Raw genomic sequence first — 18,861 nt, forward strand, 5'->3', positions numbered from 1 at the left:
CGGACGATGACCGTTTGGTGACAAACCCGGGTTCGCGCAGATTAAACATCCAGGGTTTTGGCGAACCGGGACCGGTCTGCGTTAACATCAGCGGTCCGACGCGGCAACCTGCTGCGCGCAGGAGTAGTCATGGCTCATCCGTTCGCAACACTTACTCCCGACCTGGTCCTCGATGCAGTCGAAAGCATCGGTTTTCTCAGCGATGCGCGCATTCTGGCGCTCAACAGTTATGAAAACCGGGTGTATCAGGTCGGTATCGAAGACGGCCAGCCGCTGATCGCCAAGTTCTACCGTCCACAACGCTGGACCAACGAGGCGATTCTCGAAGAACACAGCTTCACCCACGAGCTGACCACGGTCGAAGTACCGGTGGTCGCACCCATGGTGCACAACGGTGAAACCCTGTTCGAACACGCAGGCTTTCGCTTCACGCTGTTTCCGCGTCGTGGCGGACGTGCGCCCGAGCCGGGCAATCTCGACCAGTTGTACCGTCTGGGGCAGTTGCTCGGCCGCATTCACGCCGTGGGCGCAACCAAGCCATTCGCGCACCGGGAGGCGCTGGGCGTGAAGAACTTCGGTCGTGATTCGGTCAATTACCTGCTGGAGAACGACTGCATCCCCCGCAGCCTGCTGCCCGCCTACGAGTCCGTGGCCCGCGATCTGCTCAAGCGTGTCGAGGACGTTTACGCCGCCACGCCACACACCAACATCCGCATGCACGGCGACTGCCACCCCGGCAACATGATGTGCCGCGACGATGTATTCCACATCGTCGACCTGGACGACTGTCGCATGGGGCCTGCGGTGCAGGACATCTGGATGATGCTGGCCGGTGATCGCCAGGAACGCCTTGGCCAATTGTCCGAGTTGATGGACGGCTACAACGAATTCCACGACTTCGATCCGCGCGAACTGGCCCTGATCGAACCGCTGCGCGCCCTGCGCCTGATGCATTACAGCGCCTGGCTGGCCAGGCGCTGGGATGACCCCGCGTTCCCGCACAGCTTCCCCTGGTTCGGCACCGAGCGTTACTGGGGCGACCAGATCCTGGCCCTTCGCGAGCAAATGTCAGCGTTGAATGAGGAGCCGTTGAAGCTGTTTTGAACGTTCCCCTACACGTATACGCACATCTGGGCGAATCGACGCGGGCGTTGGTGGGAGCGAGCTTGCTCGCGAAGAGGCCGGAACAGCCCCGGAAGAAGAGTCGCCTGAACGCTGGCCTTCGCGAGCAAGCTCGCTCCCACAAGTCCTTGTATCTATCGAGCAAAACTGTTCAAGAGCCTCGGCGCGAAGCCTGGGCACAGTCAGCAACTCACTACTAAAAACCGGAACAACCTGCTTTTAAGGGACGACCCATGCAAGCTGCCAATCCGCGCCGCGGATACATCCTCGGCCTGAGTGCTTACACCATCTGGGGCCTGTTCCCCCTCTACTTCAAAGCCATCGCCGCCGTCCCCGCCATCGAGATCATCATCCATCGGGTGCTGTGGTCGGCGCTGTTCGGCTCGATTGTGTTGATGTTCTGCAAGCACCCCGGCTGGTGGCGCGAGCTGCGGGACAACCCGAAGCGCCTCGCGGTGCTGGCCCTGAGTGGTTCGCTGATCGCCGCCAACTGGATCGTGTACGTGTGGGCGGTGAATAACGGCCGCATGGTCGAAGCCAGTCTCGGGTATTACATCAACCCGCTGGTCAACGTGCTGCTCGGCATGGTGCTGCTGGGCGAGCGGCTCAGGCGTCTGCAATGGCTGGCGGTCGGGTTCGCCGCAGCGGGCGTCGCGCAACAGGTCTGGCAGGTCGGCAACCTGCCCTGGGTCTCGCTGGTGCTGCCGCTGACCTTCGGGTTCTATGGGTTGATCCGCAAAAAAGCTCCGGTCGCCGCCTTGCCCGGCCTGGTCGTGGAAACCTGGATGCTCGTGCCGCTGGCGTTGATCTGGCTGGCACTCAACCCGACTGCGCTCAGCGCACAAGCCGAATTCTGGACCACCTCGCAAGCCATCTGGCTGGCAGCTGCAGGTCCGGTGACACTTATACCGCTGGTGTGTTTCAACGCAGCGGCCCGTCACCTGCCCTACACCACACTCGGCTTTCTTCAATACCTGGCACCGACGCTGGTGCTGCTGTTGGCCGTGTTGATCTATGACGAGCACATGAGCGCCAGCACCATCATTACCTTCGCCTGCATCTGGGCGGGTCTTGCGATCTACAGCATCGACGCCTGGCTGAGTTTACGCCGGCGAGCCTGATCAAAAAACATACAAACCTTCGCAAGCCACGTCCTGCGTGGCCTGCAAAGGGTTCTCCAACGGTTATCCACAGGCAGGCTCACGCTATTTGTGCACAAGCCGTTGAAACTGTTGGTTTTTTGATCAAATCCCGCAAAGCCTTGTCCCGCCTGGCACACAACGCGATTCCCCCAGCTTATCCACAGGCAGGCGCAGGATAAGCGTGGATAAGCTTGAGTGTGACTCAAGTGTCCGAACGCAACACCAACTCCACCATCAGATCATCCGCCAGCGTTTCCAGTCGCGCCTGCAAGTCGTCCAGCGACAGGCTCAGCGGTACGCCCAGCATTGCCTCGGCGTGAAACAGCAGTTCGCTGCTCATGGGTGCGGGCGAGACGTCGGTGATCAGCCGTTCGACGTTGACGCCCTGCTCGGCCAGCAGACGGGTGATGTCGCGCACAATACCGGCGCGGTCGTTGCCGACCAGTTCCATGCTGATAGGACGGGCCTGGCCTGTGGTCTCGACCACGCTTTCGGCCAGCAGCATGCGGATGCCATGGGTTGAGAGTGCATTCAACGCGGCAATAAGGTCATCGTATTTTTCAGGCTCCACGCCCACTTTCAGGATGCCTGCGAACTGCCCGGCCATCCGCGACATGCGGCTCTCCAGCCAGTTACCGCCCTGCTCGGCAATACACTGAGCAATGCGTTCAACCAGCCCGGGCTTGTCAGGGGCAATCAGCGTTACGACGAGATGATCCACGGTCACTTCCTCTTCTTGTTCACAATGTGGGGGTTGAATGAGTATAGGCACAGTTGCGCAGCGAACCTCATACGGCAAATCGTGTACCGTTCAGCATGACTTATGGAACAATCCGGCCTGTTTTTTGAGTACAGACCGGAAATCGTGACTGGATCGGGAAATCCAGTCGTTTTAATGACATATTCGCCAGCGTTTTCACAATGCTGCCGCTCATGTAGTATTTCGCGGCGCGCACTACATAACACTAAAACCAATGACAGAGCGCTCCTTGAGTGAGCTCGACCCTGCTGAGCAGAGTGAGGCAAGTGCAATGACTGAGTACGTTCAAGTCGGTGACCTGCGGGTTGCCAAAGCCCTGTTCGACTTCGTGCAGAACGAAGCCATCCCCGGAACCGGCGTCGATGCCGGTGCATTCTGGGCCGGTGCGGATCAACTGATTCACGATCTCGCCCCCAAAAACAGGGCTCTGCTCGAAAAACGTGACGACTTGCAGGCAAGAATCGATGCCTGGCACCAGTCCCATGCCGGCAAGGCCCACGATGCCTCGGCTTATAAAGCATTCCTTCAGGAAATCGGTTATCTGCAGCCAGAAGCGGCGGACTTCCAGATCACGACACAAAACGTCGATGAAGAAATCGCCACCATGGCAGGCCCGCAACTGGTCGTGCCGGTGATGAACGCACGTTTCGCGCTCAACGCTTCCAATGCCCGCTGGGGCTCGCTGTACGACGCGCTTTATGGCACCGATGCCATCAGCGAAGCGGGCGGTGCCGAAAAGGGCAAAGGTTACAACAAGGTACGCGGCGACAAGGTCATTGCCTTTGCCCGCGCTTTTCTGGACGAAGCCGCCCCGTTGTCGGCCGGTTCGCACCTTGACTCGACCGCCTACAGGCTGATCGACGGCAAGCTGGTGGTCAGCCTCAAGGGTGGCAGCAACACCGGGCTTAGAAACGACACGCAACTGATCGGTTTTCAGGGCGACGCATCGGCACCAATCGCCATCCTGTTCGAACACAACGGCCTGCATTTCGAACTTCAGATCGACGCGTCCAGTCCGGTGGGTCAAACCGACCCTGCGGGCGTCAAAGACATTCTCATGGAAGCTGCGCTGACCACCATCATGGATTGCGAAGACTCCATTGCAGCCGTCGATGCCGACGACAAGGTCATTGTGTACCGCAACTGGCTGGGCCTGATGAAAGGCGACCTGGCTGAATCGGTGTCCAAGGGCGGTGAAACCTTCACCCGCACCATGAACCCTGACCGGGTCTACACCACGCCCAAAGGCGGTGAAGTCACGCTGCACGGTCGCTCGCTGCTGTTCATTCGTAACGTCGGTCACCTGATGACCATCGACGCCATACTCGACAAGCACGGCAACGAAGTGCCGGAAGGCATTCTCGACGGCCTGCTGACCAGCCTGGCGGCGATCCATAACCTCAACGGCAACACGTCACGCAGCAACAGCCGCCGCGGCTCGATGTACATCGTCAAACCGAAGATGCACGGCCCCGAAGAAGTTGCGTTTACCAACGAACTGTTCGGCCGTGTCGAGCAGGTATTGGGCCTGCCGCACAACACGCTGAAAGTCGGGATCATGGACGAGGAGCGCCGCACCACGGTCAACCTCAAGGCCTGCATCCAGGCGGCCAGCGAGCGCGTGGTGTTCATCAACACCGGCTTCCTGGACCGCACGGGCGATGAAATCCACACCTCGATGGAGGCAGGCCCGGTGGTGCGCAAGGCGCAGATGAAGGCCGAGAAGTGGATTGGGGCCTACGAGAACGCCAACGTCGATGTCGGCCTCAAGTGCGGCCTGCAGGGCAAGGCGCAGATCGGCAAGGGCATGTGGGCCATGCCGGACTTGATGGCCGCGATGCTCGAGCAGAAAATCGCTCACCCCCTGGCCGGTGCCAACACGGCCTGGGTGCCGTCGCCGACGGCGGCTGCGTTGCATGCGTTGCATTATCACAAGGTCGATGTGCACGCCCGCCAGGCCGAACTGGCTCAGCGCGAACCAGCTTCGGTGGACGACATCCTGACCATTCCGCTTGCCCCCGATACCGACTGGACGCCTGACGAGATTCAGAACGAACTGGACAACAACGCCCAGGGCATTCTGGGTTACGTGGTGCGCTGGATCGATCAAGGCGTCGGTTGCTCGAAGGTGCCAGACATCAACGACATCGGCCTGATGGAAGACCGCGCAACGCTACGCATTTCCAGCCAGCACATGGCCAACTGGCTGCGCCACGGCGTGGTCACGCAAGCGCAGGTGCTGGAAAGCCTCAAGCGCATGGCGCCCGTGGTGGATCGTCAGAATGCGGGCGATGCGCTGTATCGTCCATTGGCACCGGACTTCGACAACAACATCGCCTTTCAGGCAGCCGTTGAATTGGTGATCGAGGGCACTCGCCAGCCGAACGGCTACACCGAGCCGGTGCTGCATCGTCGTCGTCGCGAGTTCAAGGCTAGAAACGCTCAGTAACACCGCACGAAGAGCGCTCCAGGGTTCAGGCCCTGGTAGCGCACGTGCTCATCAAACGACAGGTCATTTATTGGGCAGACATCTTTTTTGCGGAAGGCGGCGTGCTGGCGACCCGGTTTCCAAAGCGCCCTACCTGCAAACTGCATAAACGCCATCGCCGGCAAGCCGCCTCCCACATGGTTTGCATTCCTCCAGCAAGCCGCGTTCTGGCGCTGAGCATGGCAGCTTGCATCGGTCGCCCCTTTACGCAGGTTATTCCGGTTTTAGTATTGAGCTGCTGATTGTGGCTGAATAAAAATCCCGTGGGAGGCGGCTTGCCGGCGATAGCGTCAGGCCAGGCAGTGAGGGGCCAACTGGAAAATGGCATCACCGGACAGCCGCCTGCCGCCGTTCCGTGTTTGCCACGAGACGGCGCGGTGTGAGAGCCATTGGGGCGGCTATTACATCCCCAGCTCTCGCCGGATCAGCTTGACCAGTTGCTTGGTATTGAGCGGCTTGAGCAGGAAATCCACCACGTTCAGGTGCATGGCGTCGATGGCGTCACGCACGTTGGCATCGCCGGAAACAATGATGATGGGCAGTTCGGCGCGCTCCGATTCCCTGACCTGACGTATCAGGTCAAGGCCGTCGGACGGTGCCATGCGCAGGTCCGTGATCAGCAGGCCGATGGAATCACGCGTCGTTATCAGCGCCATCGCGCTTTCAACGTCTGGCGCTGTCAGGCAACTGATGTCATTGAGGCTCAGAATTTCGGCCAGCAGTTCGCGCGCATCGTTGTCGTCGTCGACGATCAGCACGCGTTGCGGCATATCGCGGTTCGGTTCCAGCATGACCTCAGTGAGGGCACTGCGCTCTTCGTCGCTCAGTATGTCGTGGTCAATCATCGCAATCTCATCATTCCCTGAACCCATCCGACCGCAGATCGCGCGAGATCTGCGATGTATTTCGTCGGCTTCCCGGCCAATGATCGTTCGCGCTCCAATGCGTTCGTCAATCACTTATCTGGCATCAAGATGACCATCGCGTTCAACGCAGGCGTAAGACTTACGTCCAATGGGCACTGTGCTGCAAGCGGCCGACCATGGGCACCAATAACAAGAACGCGGAACAGCTCATGAGTAAAGCAGACGCTTTCACCCAGGCAGGCAAGACAGCCGTGCTGCAGAACATCCACGGCACCATGCAGTTCCTGCAGCGATTCCCGCCCTTCAACCAGATGGAAAACGCCCACCTGGCGTACCTCGTCGAACAATGCCAGCTCAGGTTTTACGCTGCCGATGAGAGCATCATCAAGCCTGGCGATGGGCCAGTAGAACACTTTTATATCGTCAAACAAGGCCGAGTGGTAGGCGAACGTCCTCATTCGGCCAAAGGCGGCACGGAAACCACGTTTGAGATCACCACCGGCGAGTGTTTTCCGCTGGCGGCCCTGCTGGGCGAACGGGCCACACGTACCGAGCATCTGGCGGCTGAAGACACCTTCTGCCTGCAACTGAACAAGCAGGCCTTCATCAAGCTGTTCGCACTGTCCACCACCTTTCGCGACTTCGCCCTGCGCGGGGTCAGCAGTCTGCTGGATCAGGTCAATCAGCAGGTCCAGCAACGCGCCGCCGAGACCCTTGGCACACAGTATTCCCTGAACACGCGGCTGGGCGAGCTGGCCATGCGTCACCCGGTGATGTGTGGTCCCGAGATGCCCATGCGCGAAGCGGTGAAGCTGATGCACGAGCAGCAGGTGGGCAGCATCGTGATCGTCGATGAGCGTCAATCTCCGCTCGGGATTTTCACCCTGCGTGATCTGCGCGAAGCGGTTGCCGACGTCAACACCGACTTCGGCGCAGAGATTCGGCACAGCATGAGCCTGGCGCCTTTTCACCTGAGCCCGGATGCCAGCGCATTCGATGCCGCCATCGCCATGACCGGGCGGCACATCGCCCATGTCTGCCTGGTGAAAGACGGACGGCTGTGCGGCGTGGTCTCCGAGCGCGACCTGTTCTCCCTGCAACGGGTCGATCTGGTGCACCTGGCACGTACCATCCGCAACGCGCCGCGCATCGAGGCATTGACTGGCCTGCGCGGCGATATCGTTCAACTGGTGGATCGCATGCTGGCCCATGGTGCGTCCTCGACCCAGATCACCCAGATCATCACCCTGCTCAACGACCACACCGTCTGCCGTGTCATCGAGCTGACGCTTGCTGAACAGGGTGATCCCGGCGTGCCGTTCAGCTGGCTGTGTTTCGGCAGCGAAGGCCGACGCGAACAGACGCTGCACACCGATCAGGACAACGGCATTCTGTTCGAAGCCGCCGACGCGGCAGAAGCCGCTCGGATCCGTGCCCTGCTGCTGCCGATTGCCGAGCGCATCAACCAGAGCCTGGCGCAGTGCGGATTCACGCTCTGCAAAGGCAACATCATGGCCAGCAACCCGGACCTGTGCCTGTCACGCGCCGAATGGTCCAGACGGTTCGCGGCGTTCATTCGCGAGGCCACGCCCGAGAACCTGCTGGCATCGAGCATCTATTTCGACCTGCGGGTGGTGTGGGGCGATGAAAGCGGGGGCGATCAACTGCGCCGCGGCATTCTCGATCAGGTGGCGGACAACCGGTTGTTCCAGCGCATGATGGCTGACAACGCTTTGCGCCAACGCCCGCCCGTGGGCCGCTTCAAGGATTTCGTGCTGGCCCGCAAAGGCAGCGAAAAAGACACGCTGGACCTCAAGACCGAAGGCCTGACGCCGTTCGTGGATGGCGCACGTCTGCTGGCGCTGGCCAACGGTATTGGCGCCAACAACACCCTGGAGCGCTTGCGGCAACTGGTCGAGCGCGAGGTCATCGACCCACTGGACGGCGCGGCTTACGAAGAGGCGTATCACTTTATCCAGCAGACGCGCATGCAACAGCATCAATTGCAGAGTCGCCAGAACCTTGCGTATTCCAACCGCATCGACCCGGACACCCTGAACCATCTGGACCGGCGCATCCTGCGTGAATCGTTTCGTCAGGCGCAGCGTCTGCAGACCAGCCTGACGCTGCGTTACCAACTGTGAATATCGACGCCTTATGAATCTGTTCGAATGGCTGCGGCCTCGCCCGAAAAGAACCCCACTGGAAAGCCATCAACTGCAGCGGCTCAAGGCTCTGCCGACCTGCGCCAGGCTGAGCGACAAGCCGTTGCGCCAGCAGCGCTGGGTGGTGCTGGACCTGGAAACCAGCGGCCTGAACATGAACCGCGATCAGGTGCTGTCCATCGGCGCCGTGGTGATCGAGGACGGTGCCATTGATCTGGGCCAGCAGTTCGAGCGCACGCTGTTGCGCGTCGATCACAAGGTCAGCCCGGCGGTCTTGATTCACGGCCTGGCTCCCAGCGCGATTGCGGCGGGCAGCGAGCCGGTCGACGCGTTGCTGGACTTCATGGCGTTTCTGGGCGACAGCCCGGTGCTGGGGTTTCACGCGCCGTTCGACCAGCACATGCTGTCACGTGCGTTGAAAGACAGCCTGGACTATCGACTGCAACACCCTTTTTTCGACGTTGCAGAGATCGCCCCGATGCTCTGCGAGCAGGCCAACCTGCGCCATGCGGGCCTGGACGACTGGACCCGCTTCTTCGGGCTGCATGCCGAGGAGCGTCACAACGCCAGCGCCGACGCCCTGGTGACCGCCGAACTCGCGTTGATCCTCTTCAGCCACGCACGCCGCCAACAGATCGACAGCCCCGTCCGGCTGGAGGAATGCCTGGGACAGTGGCGCAGACGCAAGCAGTCGCATTCTTTTTGATCATGTGATCGGCGCCATTGGGACGCAGAGTGTCCCGGGCTGCATTCCCACGCTGAAGCGTGGGGACGATCAGGCAGTCGAATGTCACTCCTCAGCCGACAGACGCTAATTGCCACTACCCACGCGCCCTGTCACAATCGCGAATGATTCTCTTTAGTTAGATTCTTCTCATCGAGGCCGTTCGTGTCGTCAGCCCCAAGCCCTCATAGCGAAATCGTTGGTGCGTTGTATCGCGATCATCGCGGCTGGCTGTTGGCCTGGCTTCGGCGCAATGTCGCCTGCCCGCAGCGCGCTCAGGACCTGAGTCAGGACACGTTCGTGCGCTTGCTGGGTCGTGACGAGTTGCAGTCGCCCAGAGAGCCCAGGGCGTTTCTGGCAACCATCGCCAAAGGCCTGATGTTCGACTATTTCCGGCGTGCTGCGCTGGAGCAGGCGTATCTCGGCGAGCTGATGCAGGTCCCGGAGGCCGAACAGCCCTCGCCCGAAGAACAACTGTTGATCCTGGAAGACCTGAAAGCGATTGACCGCCTGCTGGACACCTTGCCCGGCAAGGCGCGCGCAGCCTTCCTCTATAACCGTCTGGACGGGCTGAGCCACGCCGAGATTGCCGAGCGGCTGGGCGTTTCGGTATCGCGGGTCAGGCAATACCTGGCCCAGGCCATGCGTCAGTGTTACGTGTCGCTGTATGGCGAGCCAACATGAACACCCGCCCGGTATCAGCCCGCGTACTGAATGCGGCCATCGAGTGGCAACTGAATCTGGACTCGGCCAACGGCAGTGACGGCGAGCGCGCCGAGTTCGCCCGCTGGCTGGCTGCGGATGAGGAGCACGCTCGCGCCTGGAGCCAACTGGGCATGATCAATCAGCGCTTTGCGGTGCCCTCAGGTCCGGCGCGCAAGGCTTTGCAGCAATCACCCGGCACCTTGCGACGCAGCCTGCGCAAGCTCGGTGGTGGTCTGGCCGGAGTGTTTCTGGCCTGTGGCCTGGCGTTGTTCACCGCTGATCGTTACCTGGCGCTGGACTACTGGCTTGCCGATCAACGCACGGCGACCGGCGAACAACGCGATGTGCGTCTGGCCGATAACACCCTGATTCGCCTCAACACCCACAGCGCAATCGACGTGCGCTTCGATGCCCGGCAGCGCCGGGTCATCCTGCAGGACGGCGAAATCCTGGTGCAGACCGGCGATCATAACGACCCTAGGCCGTTCATTGTGGAAACCCCGGACGGCAAGATGCGTGCACTCGGCACGCGCTTTCTGGTCAGGCGCGACGCCGACGGCACGCTGCTCAGCGTGTTGCAATCGGCCGTTGCGGCCAATGCCCGTGATGTTCCCCAAGAGCAGATTCTGCATGAAGGCCAGCAAATCCGCCTGACCCGTGACGGCCTTGGCCCGCTGCTCGCCCTGCCGATGGGCGCAGACGCCTGGACGCGCGGCATGCTGGTGGTGGATAACGCCCGCCTGCAAGACATGCTGGCGGAACTGGCGCGTTATCGACAGGGGCATCTGGGCGTCGATCCGCAAGTCGCAGACCTGCGCATCACGGGCAGCTTCCCGCTGACCGATACCAACCTGGCCCTCAAGGCGCTGCTGCCGACCTTGCCGGTGCGTATCGAGCAGCACACGCCCTGGTGGACCACGGTGCAGCCCAGGAATGACGCTGCTGCTGCAAAACCCTGAAACACAGCGGCGAAGCTGCACCCTGCGCCAGGCTGACACTTTTCCGGTCTCATGCGGCTTAGCCTTAACGAGCCCTGTCCTTTCGTCTGTGGATACCCCATGAAAAGCCAAACCGTGCGTCGCTGGTCTGTCGTCCATACCTGGAGCAGCCTGATCTGCACACTGTTCCTGTTGATGCTGGCCATCACCGGCCTGCCGCTGATCTTTCACCACGAGATCGACCACCTGCTGGGCGATGCGCCGCATTACAAGGACATGCCCGCCGACACGCCGCGCCTGAACCTGGAGCACCTGGCCAGGGCGGCCGAAGCGCATCGGCCGGGAGAAGTGATGCAGTACTTTGGCTGGGATGACGAAGAACCGAACGGCGTGATGGCAATCACGGCGGCAACGGCCGGCACCGAACCCAATTCGTCCCACACCTTCGCGCTGGATGCGCGTACCGGCGAAGCGCTGGAAATGCCCTCGGCCAATGGCGGGTTCATGATGGTCATGCTGCGCCTGCACGTGGACATGTACGCCGAACTGCCGGGCAAACTGCTGCTAGCGTTCATGGGGCTGCTGTTCGTGGTAGCGATTGTGTCCGGGACGGTCCTGTATTCGCCGTTCATGCGCAAGCTGGAGTTCGGCACAGTACGGGCAGGCAAATCCACACGAACCCGCTGGCTGGACCTGCATAACCTGATCGGCGTCGTAACCCTGACCTGGGCGCTGGTGGTGGGCGTTACGGGCGTGATCAGCGCCTGCGCCGATCTGCTGATTGCCTCGTGGCGCAACGACGCGCTGGCCACCATGATCGCGCCTTACCGCGACGCGCCACCCTTGACTCAACGCGCGCCGGCCACGCGGCTGCTGGAGATCGCTGAATCGGCGGTGCCCGGCATGCAGGCCGACTTCATCGCCTTTCCCGGCACGCGCTTCTCCAGCGAGCATCACTACGCTGTATTTCTCAAAGGCAACACGCACCTGACCGCGCACCTGGCGACCCCGGTGCTGATCGACGCGCAGACCCTGCAGGTCACCGCCGTGGTCGAACGGCCCTGGTACATGGACGCGCTGGGCATGTCGCAGCCGCTGCATTTCGGTGATTACGGCGGCATGCCGATGAAGATCCTCTGGGCCACGCTGGATGTGCTGACCATCATCGTGCTCGGCAGTGGCGTTTATCTGTGGTGGGTCAGACGGCGTGTCGCCCGCACGGAGCGCGCGGGTCAGGCGCAGGTGGCGCAATGAGTGGCAAGCCGTCGCGGTTCTGGAAAACCTTCGCCAAGCCTGCATGGATCACCCTGCTGACCGGGGTCGGTCTGTTTGCGGCGCTGCTGGGTGATGGCGGATGGGACACCTTGGCGTGGGCAGGCATGGGGATCGCGGCGGGGGTGAGTATCAGAGGATTGCTGACTCGGCGATGATGGTGATCCATGATTGTTACCTCCGATTGCAGTCCCGTCCCTCGCTGACTAGTCTATGGGCCTGTCCCAGCGAGGAACACCCATGTCTGCGCCCACGATGACGTTGTATTTCAACGCCGCTTCTCCCTTCGCCCGCAAGGTGGTGGTGCTGCTTCACGAAACCGGTCAGTTCGACCGTGTGCAGTTGCATCCCACGGTACTGACGCCTGTCAATCCGTCTGCCGAGCTCAATGACGACAACCCGGCAGGCAAGCTCCCGGCCCTGCGTCTGGCCGATGGCAACGTGATCCACGACAGCCGTGTGATCCTTGATTATCTGGACCATCAGCATGTCGGCAATCCACTGATCCCGCGCGAAGGGTCGGCGCGCTGGCGGCGCCTGACCCTGGCGTCACTGGCCGACGCCCTGCTCGACGCTGCTGTACTGATCCGCTACGAAACCTTCCTGCGGCCTGTTGAAAAGCATTGGGACCTGTGGCTGAACAGCCAGCAGGAAAAAATCGAACGCACGCTCAGCTATTTCGAGCAGGACGCCATTACCGAACTCAGCTCGTCATTCGATGTGGCGTCCATCAGCGTCGCTGCCGCGTTGGGTTACCTGGATTTCCGCCAGCCTGACCTGCGCTGGCGTGGTGCCTACCCTCGCCTGGCGAGCTGGTATCTGGAGATCAGCCAGCGCCCTTCGATGCTGGCGACTCAGCCGCCGGCGTAATTGCGCGGGATCTGTTGCCGGGACGCGCACGGTACCGTGGCGGCTCAGGCAACAGGCGCGTGATGATGGAGATCAGGCCCTGCGCCCGGACCTGATCCTCCCGCAAGCCGAGCCATTTACTCATGACGCACCTCCAGGTCCACGTCGCGCGTCGGGCTCGGGCGACTGATCGCAATGCCATACCAGTCCAGCTTGCGGGTCAGCACCATGAACACGCTCAGCAGGCCGAACAGCAGCAAAGCCCCCATCAGCAACGCGTAATCTTCGGCACTGAGCAGGCCATAGAGCAATCCGTACAGCGCCGTCAGCCCCGCTGCAAAGCCTGCCCCATGACCCACACTGCGCAGCACGTGACTGACATAGAAACCAATCAGACACACGCAGGCACCCGCCGACAGCACGTAGGCCATGGCAAAGCCCAGGTGCTCGGACAGCGACAGCAGCATCAGGTAGAACAACGCCAGCGCCGCACCCACCAAGGCATATTGAACCGGATGCACCGCCAGGCTTTTCAGCACCTCGAAGAGGAAGAACCCGGCAAAGGTCAGTGCGATGAACAACAGCGCGTATTTGATCGCCCGGTCGCTCTTGAGGTACTGATCCACCGGGTCGACGAAGCTCACGCCGAAGCTGCGGCTCTTGAAGTCCTCGCACGCCTGCGCTGTCAGGCAACGGCTGAGCGCATCTTCCAGGTTGGTGGAAAAGAACGAGGCCTGCCACTCAGCCTTGAAACCCTGATCGGTGATCTCGCGTCGGGTCGGCAGGTAATTGCCGATGAAACCGGGATGTGGCCAGTCGGCACTCAACTGTACGCTGCTGGACTTGCCCACCGGCGCGACTTCGAGCTGGCCGGTGCCCTGCAGACGCAGGTCCAGCGTGAAGTCCAGTGTGGTCTGCTCGCGCCCGTCCTGCACCGGCAGGCTGGCGCTGACCCCTTCGCCCAGCCACTCGGTCCGCGAGCCTGGCAGCAGGTCCAGCGTCTGCCCGTTCACCTGCAGCTTCGGCGCGCTTTCGATACCACGGATATCGCTGATGCCAAGCGCCAGGTACGGTTTTTCAAAGGTGTAATCGGCAACGTCATCGGTCACGCCCAGCTTCTCGGGCAATACGAACTGGCCGCTGATGTGGTTATCGGCGTGATAAAGACGCGCCTCATAGATGCCTCGGGCGCGCAGCTCGGTCTGCACCTTGCCATCGAGTTCGAAACGCTCCGGCAGAAAATACAGATACCCGCGCTCAGACGCGTTTTCAACATAGCGCTCTTCGGTCTGGGCGTTGGTTTTCGATATCCGCACGATCTTGCGGTAGGGCACGACCAGGATCGGGCCCGTCAGACGCTGACTGAAGCTGGAACTGCGCGCGATGTCCTCAAGCACCCCGTCGCGTTGCGACTGTCGGTCTGTGATCAGGCTGCCGATCATCAACAATGGAATCAGCAACAGCATGATCAGCAGGGCAATGGTGCCCAGTTTTACAGCCAGATTTCGGTTCATGGGACTCTCCCTGTTTTTCGATGGGGAGAGTCTGGAATGAGCATGTGGAGGCAGGATGGGGGTTGTGTGGAGATTGTGTGGTGTGGATCGAACAGCGCTCACGCTTGCCTGAAGACATCGCCCGGCCTGTCAATTCTGATAGCTGGGCGAACAAACGGGGCACATGCAGGCTCCATGTACCCACGACCACTCATGATCGAGAGAAAAAGCCATGGCTGGCAGCGCACCGGTCGTACTGTGTATCTATCGCTACGATGCTCTGGATCGCCTGGCCAGTTGCGCCGTGCACGGTCAGGCCAGTGTGCTTTTTTTCTACCAAAGGAACCGATTGACCACGCAAGTCCGGGGCGCCGTACGGCATTCATTATTCCAGACAGAAAACGATGTCCTGGCCCAGCAGAACCAGATCGGCAACCACATGGATTGCCTGCCGGTTTCGATTGATCAGCAGGGTTCAATCATTGCAGCCCCCCAGCAAGCGTTTACCTATACAGCCTACGGCACACGCACTCCATCGACCGATCCGGGCCGACTTCCAGGTTTCAATGGTCAACCGGTTGATCCACTGACAGGGCATTATTTGTTGGGCAATGGTTACCGGTCATTCAATCCGGTGCTATTGAGGTTCAACAGCCCGGACAGTCTGAGTCCGTTTGGGGAGGGTGGACTGAATGCTTATGCGTACTGCCTGGGTGATCCGGTCAATCGCAAGGATCCGACGGGACATGTGCCAGGCTTGCAGGGCATTCAAAAGGCTGTTTCCCGATTATCGGGTGCCTTTTACAAGGCCTCTCAACGCGTTCGGCGGGCACTCTTCGGCCCCACAAAAATGCGCTTGTCCAATGGCAGAGATCTATCGGGCGTTGCTCTTTACGACCGGATCAAGAAAAACGGCAAGAAGGAATTGCTCATCAGTGCCCACGGCACTCGCCCGTCAAACAGCGACGGGTCGTTCATCTATCTGGACAACAAGCCGATAGCGGCCGACGCGTTTTATAACGAGCTCAGACGCAATAGTGTGGACCTGGACAACTATGAGAGCATTCGAACCGTTGTTTGTTACTCAGGCGATGGCAGCGTTCCATTCGGGGAAACCCTGTCTTCCATTACCGGTTTACCGGTCAAAAGTTACAAAGGCAAAGTCACTGCATCCATGGTTCTGGACAACAGTCAGGTGCGGGGGGTAAGGCCGTCATATATTGAAAAAACCAACCCTTTTGAGAAAGGCACTGAGCGCAGCAGATGGTTTACTTATGAGCCTGTCTGGTATGGACGTCCAGACAAATGAACTAAAGAAGGTCCCGCCCCCGTTTACGACGCCGCGCTGTCGCGCAGCAAACACCCGACCTCGTGGGAGTGGACTTGTCCACGAAAGGGCCCATGCAGACGCCGGAATGCATGACAGGATGCGGTGACCGAAATGACGTCTTCGCGGACAAGTCCGTATCCCGCAGTGAAATGCCTTTGTTCTGCGGGTTACAGGTTGTTTGACAGGAGGCAGCCAACCACACCCGTGACGACCTCATCCTTCGCCCGACAAAATCAACCTCACCTCGACCCCGCCCTCGACATTCCCGATCTGCATTTCCCCGGCATGCAACTGCACGACTTCTTCCACGAAATTCAGTCCGAGCCCGGTGCTTTTTCGACCGCTGTCCGGGCGCGGCAGGGAATAGAAACGCTCGCTCAGACGAGGCAAGGCGTAGTCGGGAATCGGGGCGGCGTCGTTGTAGAGCGTGAAGCGGATCCGCTCGCCATCACGCATGGCCTCCAGACTCAATCTGCCATTGACGGGCGTAAAATCCAGCGCGTTATCGATTAGATTGCCCAGCGCCTGACTCAACAGGAAGCGCTCACCCAAAAGCTGCAGGCTGGCATCGATCTGGATGTCGATGCGCAATCCCTGACGCTCTATGCGCGTGTTTCTGGCCGTCAGCAGCTCATCGATCAGATCGGCCAACGCTATCGCGACCTTTTCTTCCAGACCCTGGCGCTGTTCGACCATCGCCAGGTTCAGCAGCCGTTCGATCAGTTGCTGCAAACGGGCGCTTTCGCCCTCGATGTTACTGACGAAACGTTTTCGCTGTTCGCCGGGCATCTCATCCTGCAACAGCTCGGCAGCACCGCGAATCGCCGCCAGCGGGCTTTTCAGTTCGTGGGTCAGCGTGTGCACGTAGCGCTCGACGTAGGCTTTGCCTTCCAGTTGAGTGCGCATGTGTTCGACCGCCGCAGACAGTTGCTCAAGCTCGCCACCCCGATAATGCGGCAGCGCTGCGCGGCGTCCTTCACTGACGGCCTGGGCATAGCCGGTCAAACGTCTCAATGCCGAACCCAGCCACCATGAAAACAGGCCGCCCATGCAGAGGCCCATCACCATAAGGCCGCCGCCGTACCACAGCAGCCTGCGCTCGGCGCGGTCAACGTAGGGTTGCAACGAGCTGTTGGGTTTGGCGACCGTGACCACGCCGATGATCACGCCATGATCGCGAATCGGCGCACCAACGTGCATGACCGACGAGTCAGGGTCTTCAGGATCACTGCGGGTCGAGCGCGCACCGTACTGGCCCCGCAGCGTCAGGTAGACGTCATTCCAGCGTGAGTAATCCTGACCCACCGCCTGATCGCTGGAGTCGAGCAGGACGATGCCGTTGGCATCGGTCACATAAATGCGATTGTTGACCTGATTCTTGTCCAGCCCCCAGATATTCGCAGCCGGCTGACGCAGGCCGTAGGCCTTGAGTGCGTCTGGGAGTCGGCTTTGGTTCAGGGTGCCGTTCTTGACATCGTCATGAAGAATTTCAGCCAGCAGATTGGCCGTGTCGACAAGCGTTTCCTCGGTGGACTGACGCACGCCGGGGCGGACTTCCTTCATCACCGTATTGAGCACGAAGTAGCCGGTCAACGCGATGAACACCGCGTAGACCAGAAAAATCCGCATGCTCAACGGCATCAGCTGTGGCCCGGGCTGAAGCTGTAACCCAGCCCGCGATGGGTCTGGATCGGCTCGGCATCGGCCGCGACGACACGCAGCTTGGCACGTACGCTCTTGATGTGGCTGTCGATGTTGCGCTCGTACCCGGCATCCGCCGCAACCCCCATTGCATCGAGCAATTGCTCGCGGCTGAACACGCGCTCGGGCTGGGCGAGCAAGCACTGCAACAGGCGGAATTCGTGACGGGTCAGGCTCAGCGGCTGGTTGCGGTAACTGATCTGGAAACGCTCAAGATCGATCGTGAACGGCTGGTTTTCCGAAACCGTGACAGGGCGCGGCTGCATGCGTTTCAGGATCGCCCGAACCCGTGCGGCAACTTCTCGCGGGCTGAACGGTTTGACGACATAGTCATCCGCGCCGATCTCAAGCCCCACTACGCGATCGATTTCAGCGTCGCGCGCGCTCAGGAAAATCACCGGCACGTCGCTGAAACGCCGTAACTGTTTGCAGGCCTCGAAACCAGTGATATCCGGCAGGCCGATGTCCAGAATGATCAGGTCGGCCGGCGACACGCGCTGCTGCTCGACGGCCTCTTGCCCAAGGCTGAGCCAGGAGGTGGTAAACCCTTCGCTTTGCAGCACATAGATCAGCGTGTCGGCAATCGCGGCTTCGTCTTCGACAATCAATATGTGCGGCATGGCATCCGGGCGCTGGAGGAGAGGGCGAAACGTTGCGCGATTTCAGCCCTCTGCGTCAATCAGCAATCGGGTTTGTCAGCGGTATAACGGCGTGCCGGGTTGACCGCTGCGTCGAACTCGCGCAGCGCCTTGGCGCCGATCAGCAGCGGGTAGTTGAAGTGGCTGCGGTCCACCAGATTGACTTCGACTGTGCGTTTCTTGTCACCCAGACACAGCTCCATGTCCACCACCGGGCGCTTGGTCGGGTCGATCACTTCGTCGTCTTCGTCCTCGCCCTCGGAGCGGCCCTTGATCTTGCTGATCCGCGAGACCTTGTGTTCGTACACCTTGCTGTCGGCGTCTTTGGTCGCCAGACGGAAACGCACCCAGTCATCGCCATCGCGTTTGAACAGCTCGATATCCTTGGCCGACAACGAAGCGGTCAACGCGCCGGTGTCCATCTTGGCCTTGAAGGTCTGGCCGACATCCACCACCTTGATGTTCTCGTAGCGACCATACAGCGTCGGTTCGGCTGCCATGACAGGCAGGGCGAGCAGGGACAACAGCGCCAGAATCGGTTTCACGTGCAAGGTTCCTCACAAGGGACAACGCCTGATTGGCGCCCGGTTTTAGACAGCGAACCTGCCGTTGGTTCGGCAGTTCAGTGTTCGGCGAGCATAATCTCCCGTACGTGAAACATTTGTAAG

The 18,861-nt window shown here is 60.5% G+C and carries 17 protein-coding genes; 11 read left to right on the forward strand and 6 right to left on the reverse strand.

Annotation, left to right across the window (positions count from 1 at the left end):
- The first annotated feature begins 129 nt into the window (after positions 1-129).
- Positions 130-1,104: a serine/threonine protein kinase gene (locus BUB69_RS12850; RefSeq protein WP_024696216.1), complete on the forward strand. Its 975-nt coding sequence runs from the start codon at positions 130-132 to the stop codon at positions 1,102-1,104.
- Between the two features lie 251 nt (positions 1,105-1,355).
- The gene (rarD, locus tag BUB69_RS12855) at positions 1,356-2,243 is read left to right on the forward strand and encodes an EamA family transporter RarD (protein ID WP_073167099.1); all 888 of its coding nucleotides are present in this window, start codon (positions 1,356-1,358) and stop codon (positions 2,241-2,243) included.
- 223 nt (positions 2,244-2,466) lie between these two features.
- Here the strand turns inward: rarD and BUB69_RS12860 are convergent, their stop codons facing one another.
- Positions 2,467-2,985 (reverse strand): glycine cleavage system transcriptional repressor, encoded by a 519-nt coding sequence (locus BUB69_RS12860; protein WP_073167653.1) that lies wholly within the window; start codon positions 2,983-2,985, stop codon positions 2,467-2,469.
- 310 nt (positions 2,986-3,295) lie between these two features.
- Here BUB69_RS12860 and BUB69_RS12865 point away from each other — a divergent pair, with 310 nt between their 5' ends.
- Positions 3,296-5,473: a malate synthase G gene (locus tag BUB69_RS12865; RefSeq protein WP_073167103.1), complete on the forward strand. Its 2,178-nt coding sequence runs from the start codon at positions 3,296-3,298 to the stop codon at positions 5,471-5,473.
- Positions 5,474-5,913: 440 nt separating this feature from the next.
- Here BUB69_RS12865 and BUB69_RS12870 read toward each other — a convergent pair whose 3' ends face one another.
- Positions 5,914-6,357: a response regulator gene (locus BUB69_RS12870; RefSeq protein WP_073167107.1), complete on the reverse strand. Its 444-nt coding sequence runs from the start codon at positions 6,355-6,357 to the stop codon at positions 5,914-5,916.
- Positions 6,358-6,587: 230 nt separating this feature from the next.
- On the opposite strand from BUB69_RS12870, the gene BUB69_RS12875 reads away from it, so the two are divergent.
- The 7 genes from BUB69_RS12875 to BUB69_RS12905 all read left to right on the forward strand — a co-directional run bounded on the left by BUB69_RS12875 (position 6,588) and on the right by BUB69_RS12905 (position 13,052).
- Positions 6,588-8,522, forward strand: a complete 1,935-nt coding sequence (locus tag BUB69_RS12875; protein WP_073167656.1) for a putative nucleotidyltransferase substrate binding domain-containing protein — start codon at positions 6,588-6,590, stop codon at positions 8,520-8,522.
- Between the two features lie 13 nt (positions 8,523-8,535).
- The gene (locus BUB69_RS12880) at positions 8,536-9,249 is read left to right on the forward strand and encodes a 3'-5' exonuclease (protein WP_073167109.1); all 714 of its coding nucleotides are present in this window, start codon (positions 8,536-8,538) and stop codon (positions 9,247-9,249) included.
- A gap of 183 nt (positions 9,250-9,432) precedes the next feature.
- Positions 9,433-9,951, forward strand: a complete 519-nt coding sequence (locus BUB69_RS12885; RefSeq protein WP_073167111.1) for an RNA polymerase sigma factor — start codon at positions 9,433-9,435, stop codon at positions 9,949-9,951.
- A complete protein-coding gene (locus tag BUB69_RS12890) occupies positions 9,948-10,931 on the forward strand; it encodes a FecR domain-containing protein (protein WP_073167114.1) in 984 nt (327 codons plus the stop codon). The genes BUB69_RS12885 and BUB69_RS12890 overlap by 4 nt, the downstream gene beginning before the upstream one ends.
- A gap of 99 nt (positions 10,932-11,030) precedes the next feature.
- Positions 11,031-12,164 carry a PepSY-associated TM helix domain-containing protein gene (locus BUB69_RS12895; protein WP_073167117.1) on the forward strand — a complete coding sequence of 378 codons (1,134 nt, stop codon included), beginning with the start codon at positions 11,031-11,033 and terminating at the stop codon, positions 12,162-12,164.
- Positions 12,161-12,340 carry a hypothetical protein gene (locus tag BUB69_RS12900; protein WP_073167119.1) on the forward strand — a complete coding sequence of 60 codons (180 nt, stop codon included), beginning with the start codon at positions 12,161-12,163 and terminating at the stop codon, positions 12,338-12,340. The genes BUB69_RS12895 and BUB69_RS12900 overlap by 4 nt, the downstream gene beginning before the upstream one ends.
- A gap of 82 nt (positions 12,341-12,422) precedes the next feature.
- Entirely contained in the window at positions 12,423-13,052 is a 630-nt protein-coding gene (locus BUB69_RS12905; protein ID WP_073167122.1) for a glutathione S-transferase family protein, read from the forward strand.
- 116 nt (positions 13,053-13,168) lie between these two features.
- Here the strand turns inward: BUB69_RS12905 and creD are convergent, their stop codons facing one another.
- A complete protein-coding gene (creD, locus tag BUB69_RS12910; protein WP_073167125.1) occupies positions 13,169-14,545 on the reverse strand; it encodes a cell envelope integrity protein CreD in 1,377 nt (458 codons plus the stop codon).
- Between the two features lie 211 nt (positions 14,546-14,756).
- Here creD and BUB69_RS28855 point away from each other — a divergent pair, with 211 nt between their 5' ends.
- Positions 14,757-15,833, forward strand: coding sequence for an RHS repeat-associated core domain-containing protein (locus BUB69_RS28855; RefSeq protein WP_073167128.1), 1,077 nt, complete (start codon positions 14,757-14,759; stop codon positions 15,831-15,833).
- 234 nt (positions 15,834-16,067) lie between these two features.
- Here the strand turns inward: BUB69_RS28855 and creC are convergent, their stop codons facing one another.
- The 3 genes from creC to rloA2 are packed head-to-tail and all read right to left on the reverse strand — an operon-like array spanning position 16,068 to position 18,738.
- The gene (creC, locus tag BUB69_RS12920) at positions 16,068-17,495 is read right to left on the reverse strand and encodes a two-component system sensor histidine kinase CreC (protein WP_073167131.1); all 1,428 of its coding nucleotides are present in this window, start codon (positions 17,493-17,495) and stop codon (positions 16,068-16,070) included.
- Positions 17,495-18,175, reverse strand: a complete 681-nt coding sequence (gene creB, locus BUB69_RS12925) for a two-component system response regulator CreB (protein WP_073167134.1) — start codon at positions 18,173-18,175, stop codon at positions 17,495-17,497. Before creB ends, creC begins: the two co-directional genes overlap by 1 nt.
- 59 nt (positions 18,176-18,234) lie before the next feature.
- Positions 18,235-18,738 (reverse strand): retropepsin-like aspartic peptidase RloA2, encoded by a 504-nt coding sequence (rloA2, locus tag BUB69_RS12930; RefSeq protein ID WP_073167138.1) that lies wholly within the window; start codon positions 18,736-18,738, stop codon positions 18,235-18,237.
- Positions 18,739-18,861 lie beyond the last annotated feature (123 nt).

Origin of the sequence: Pseudomonas asturiensis (genome assembly GCF_900143095.1) — a bacterium.
Taxonomy (GTDB): domain Bacteria; phylum Pseudomonadota; class Gammaproteobacteria; order Pseudomonadales; family Pseudomonadaceae; genus Aquipseudomonas; species Aquipseudomonas asturiensis.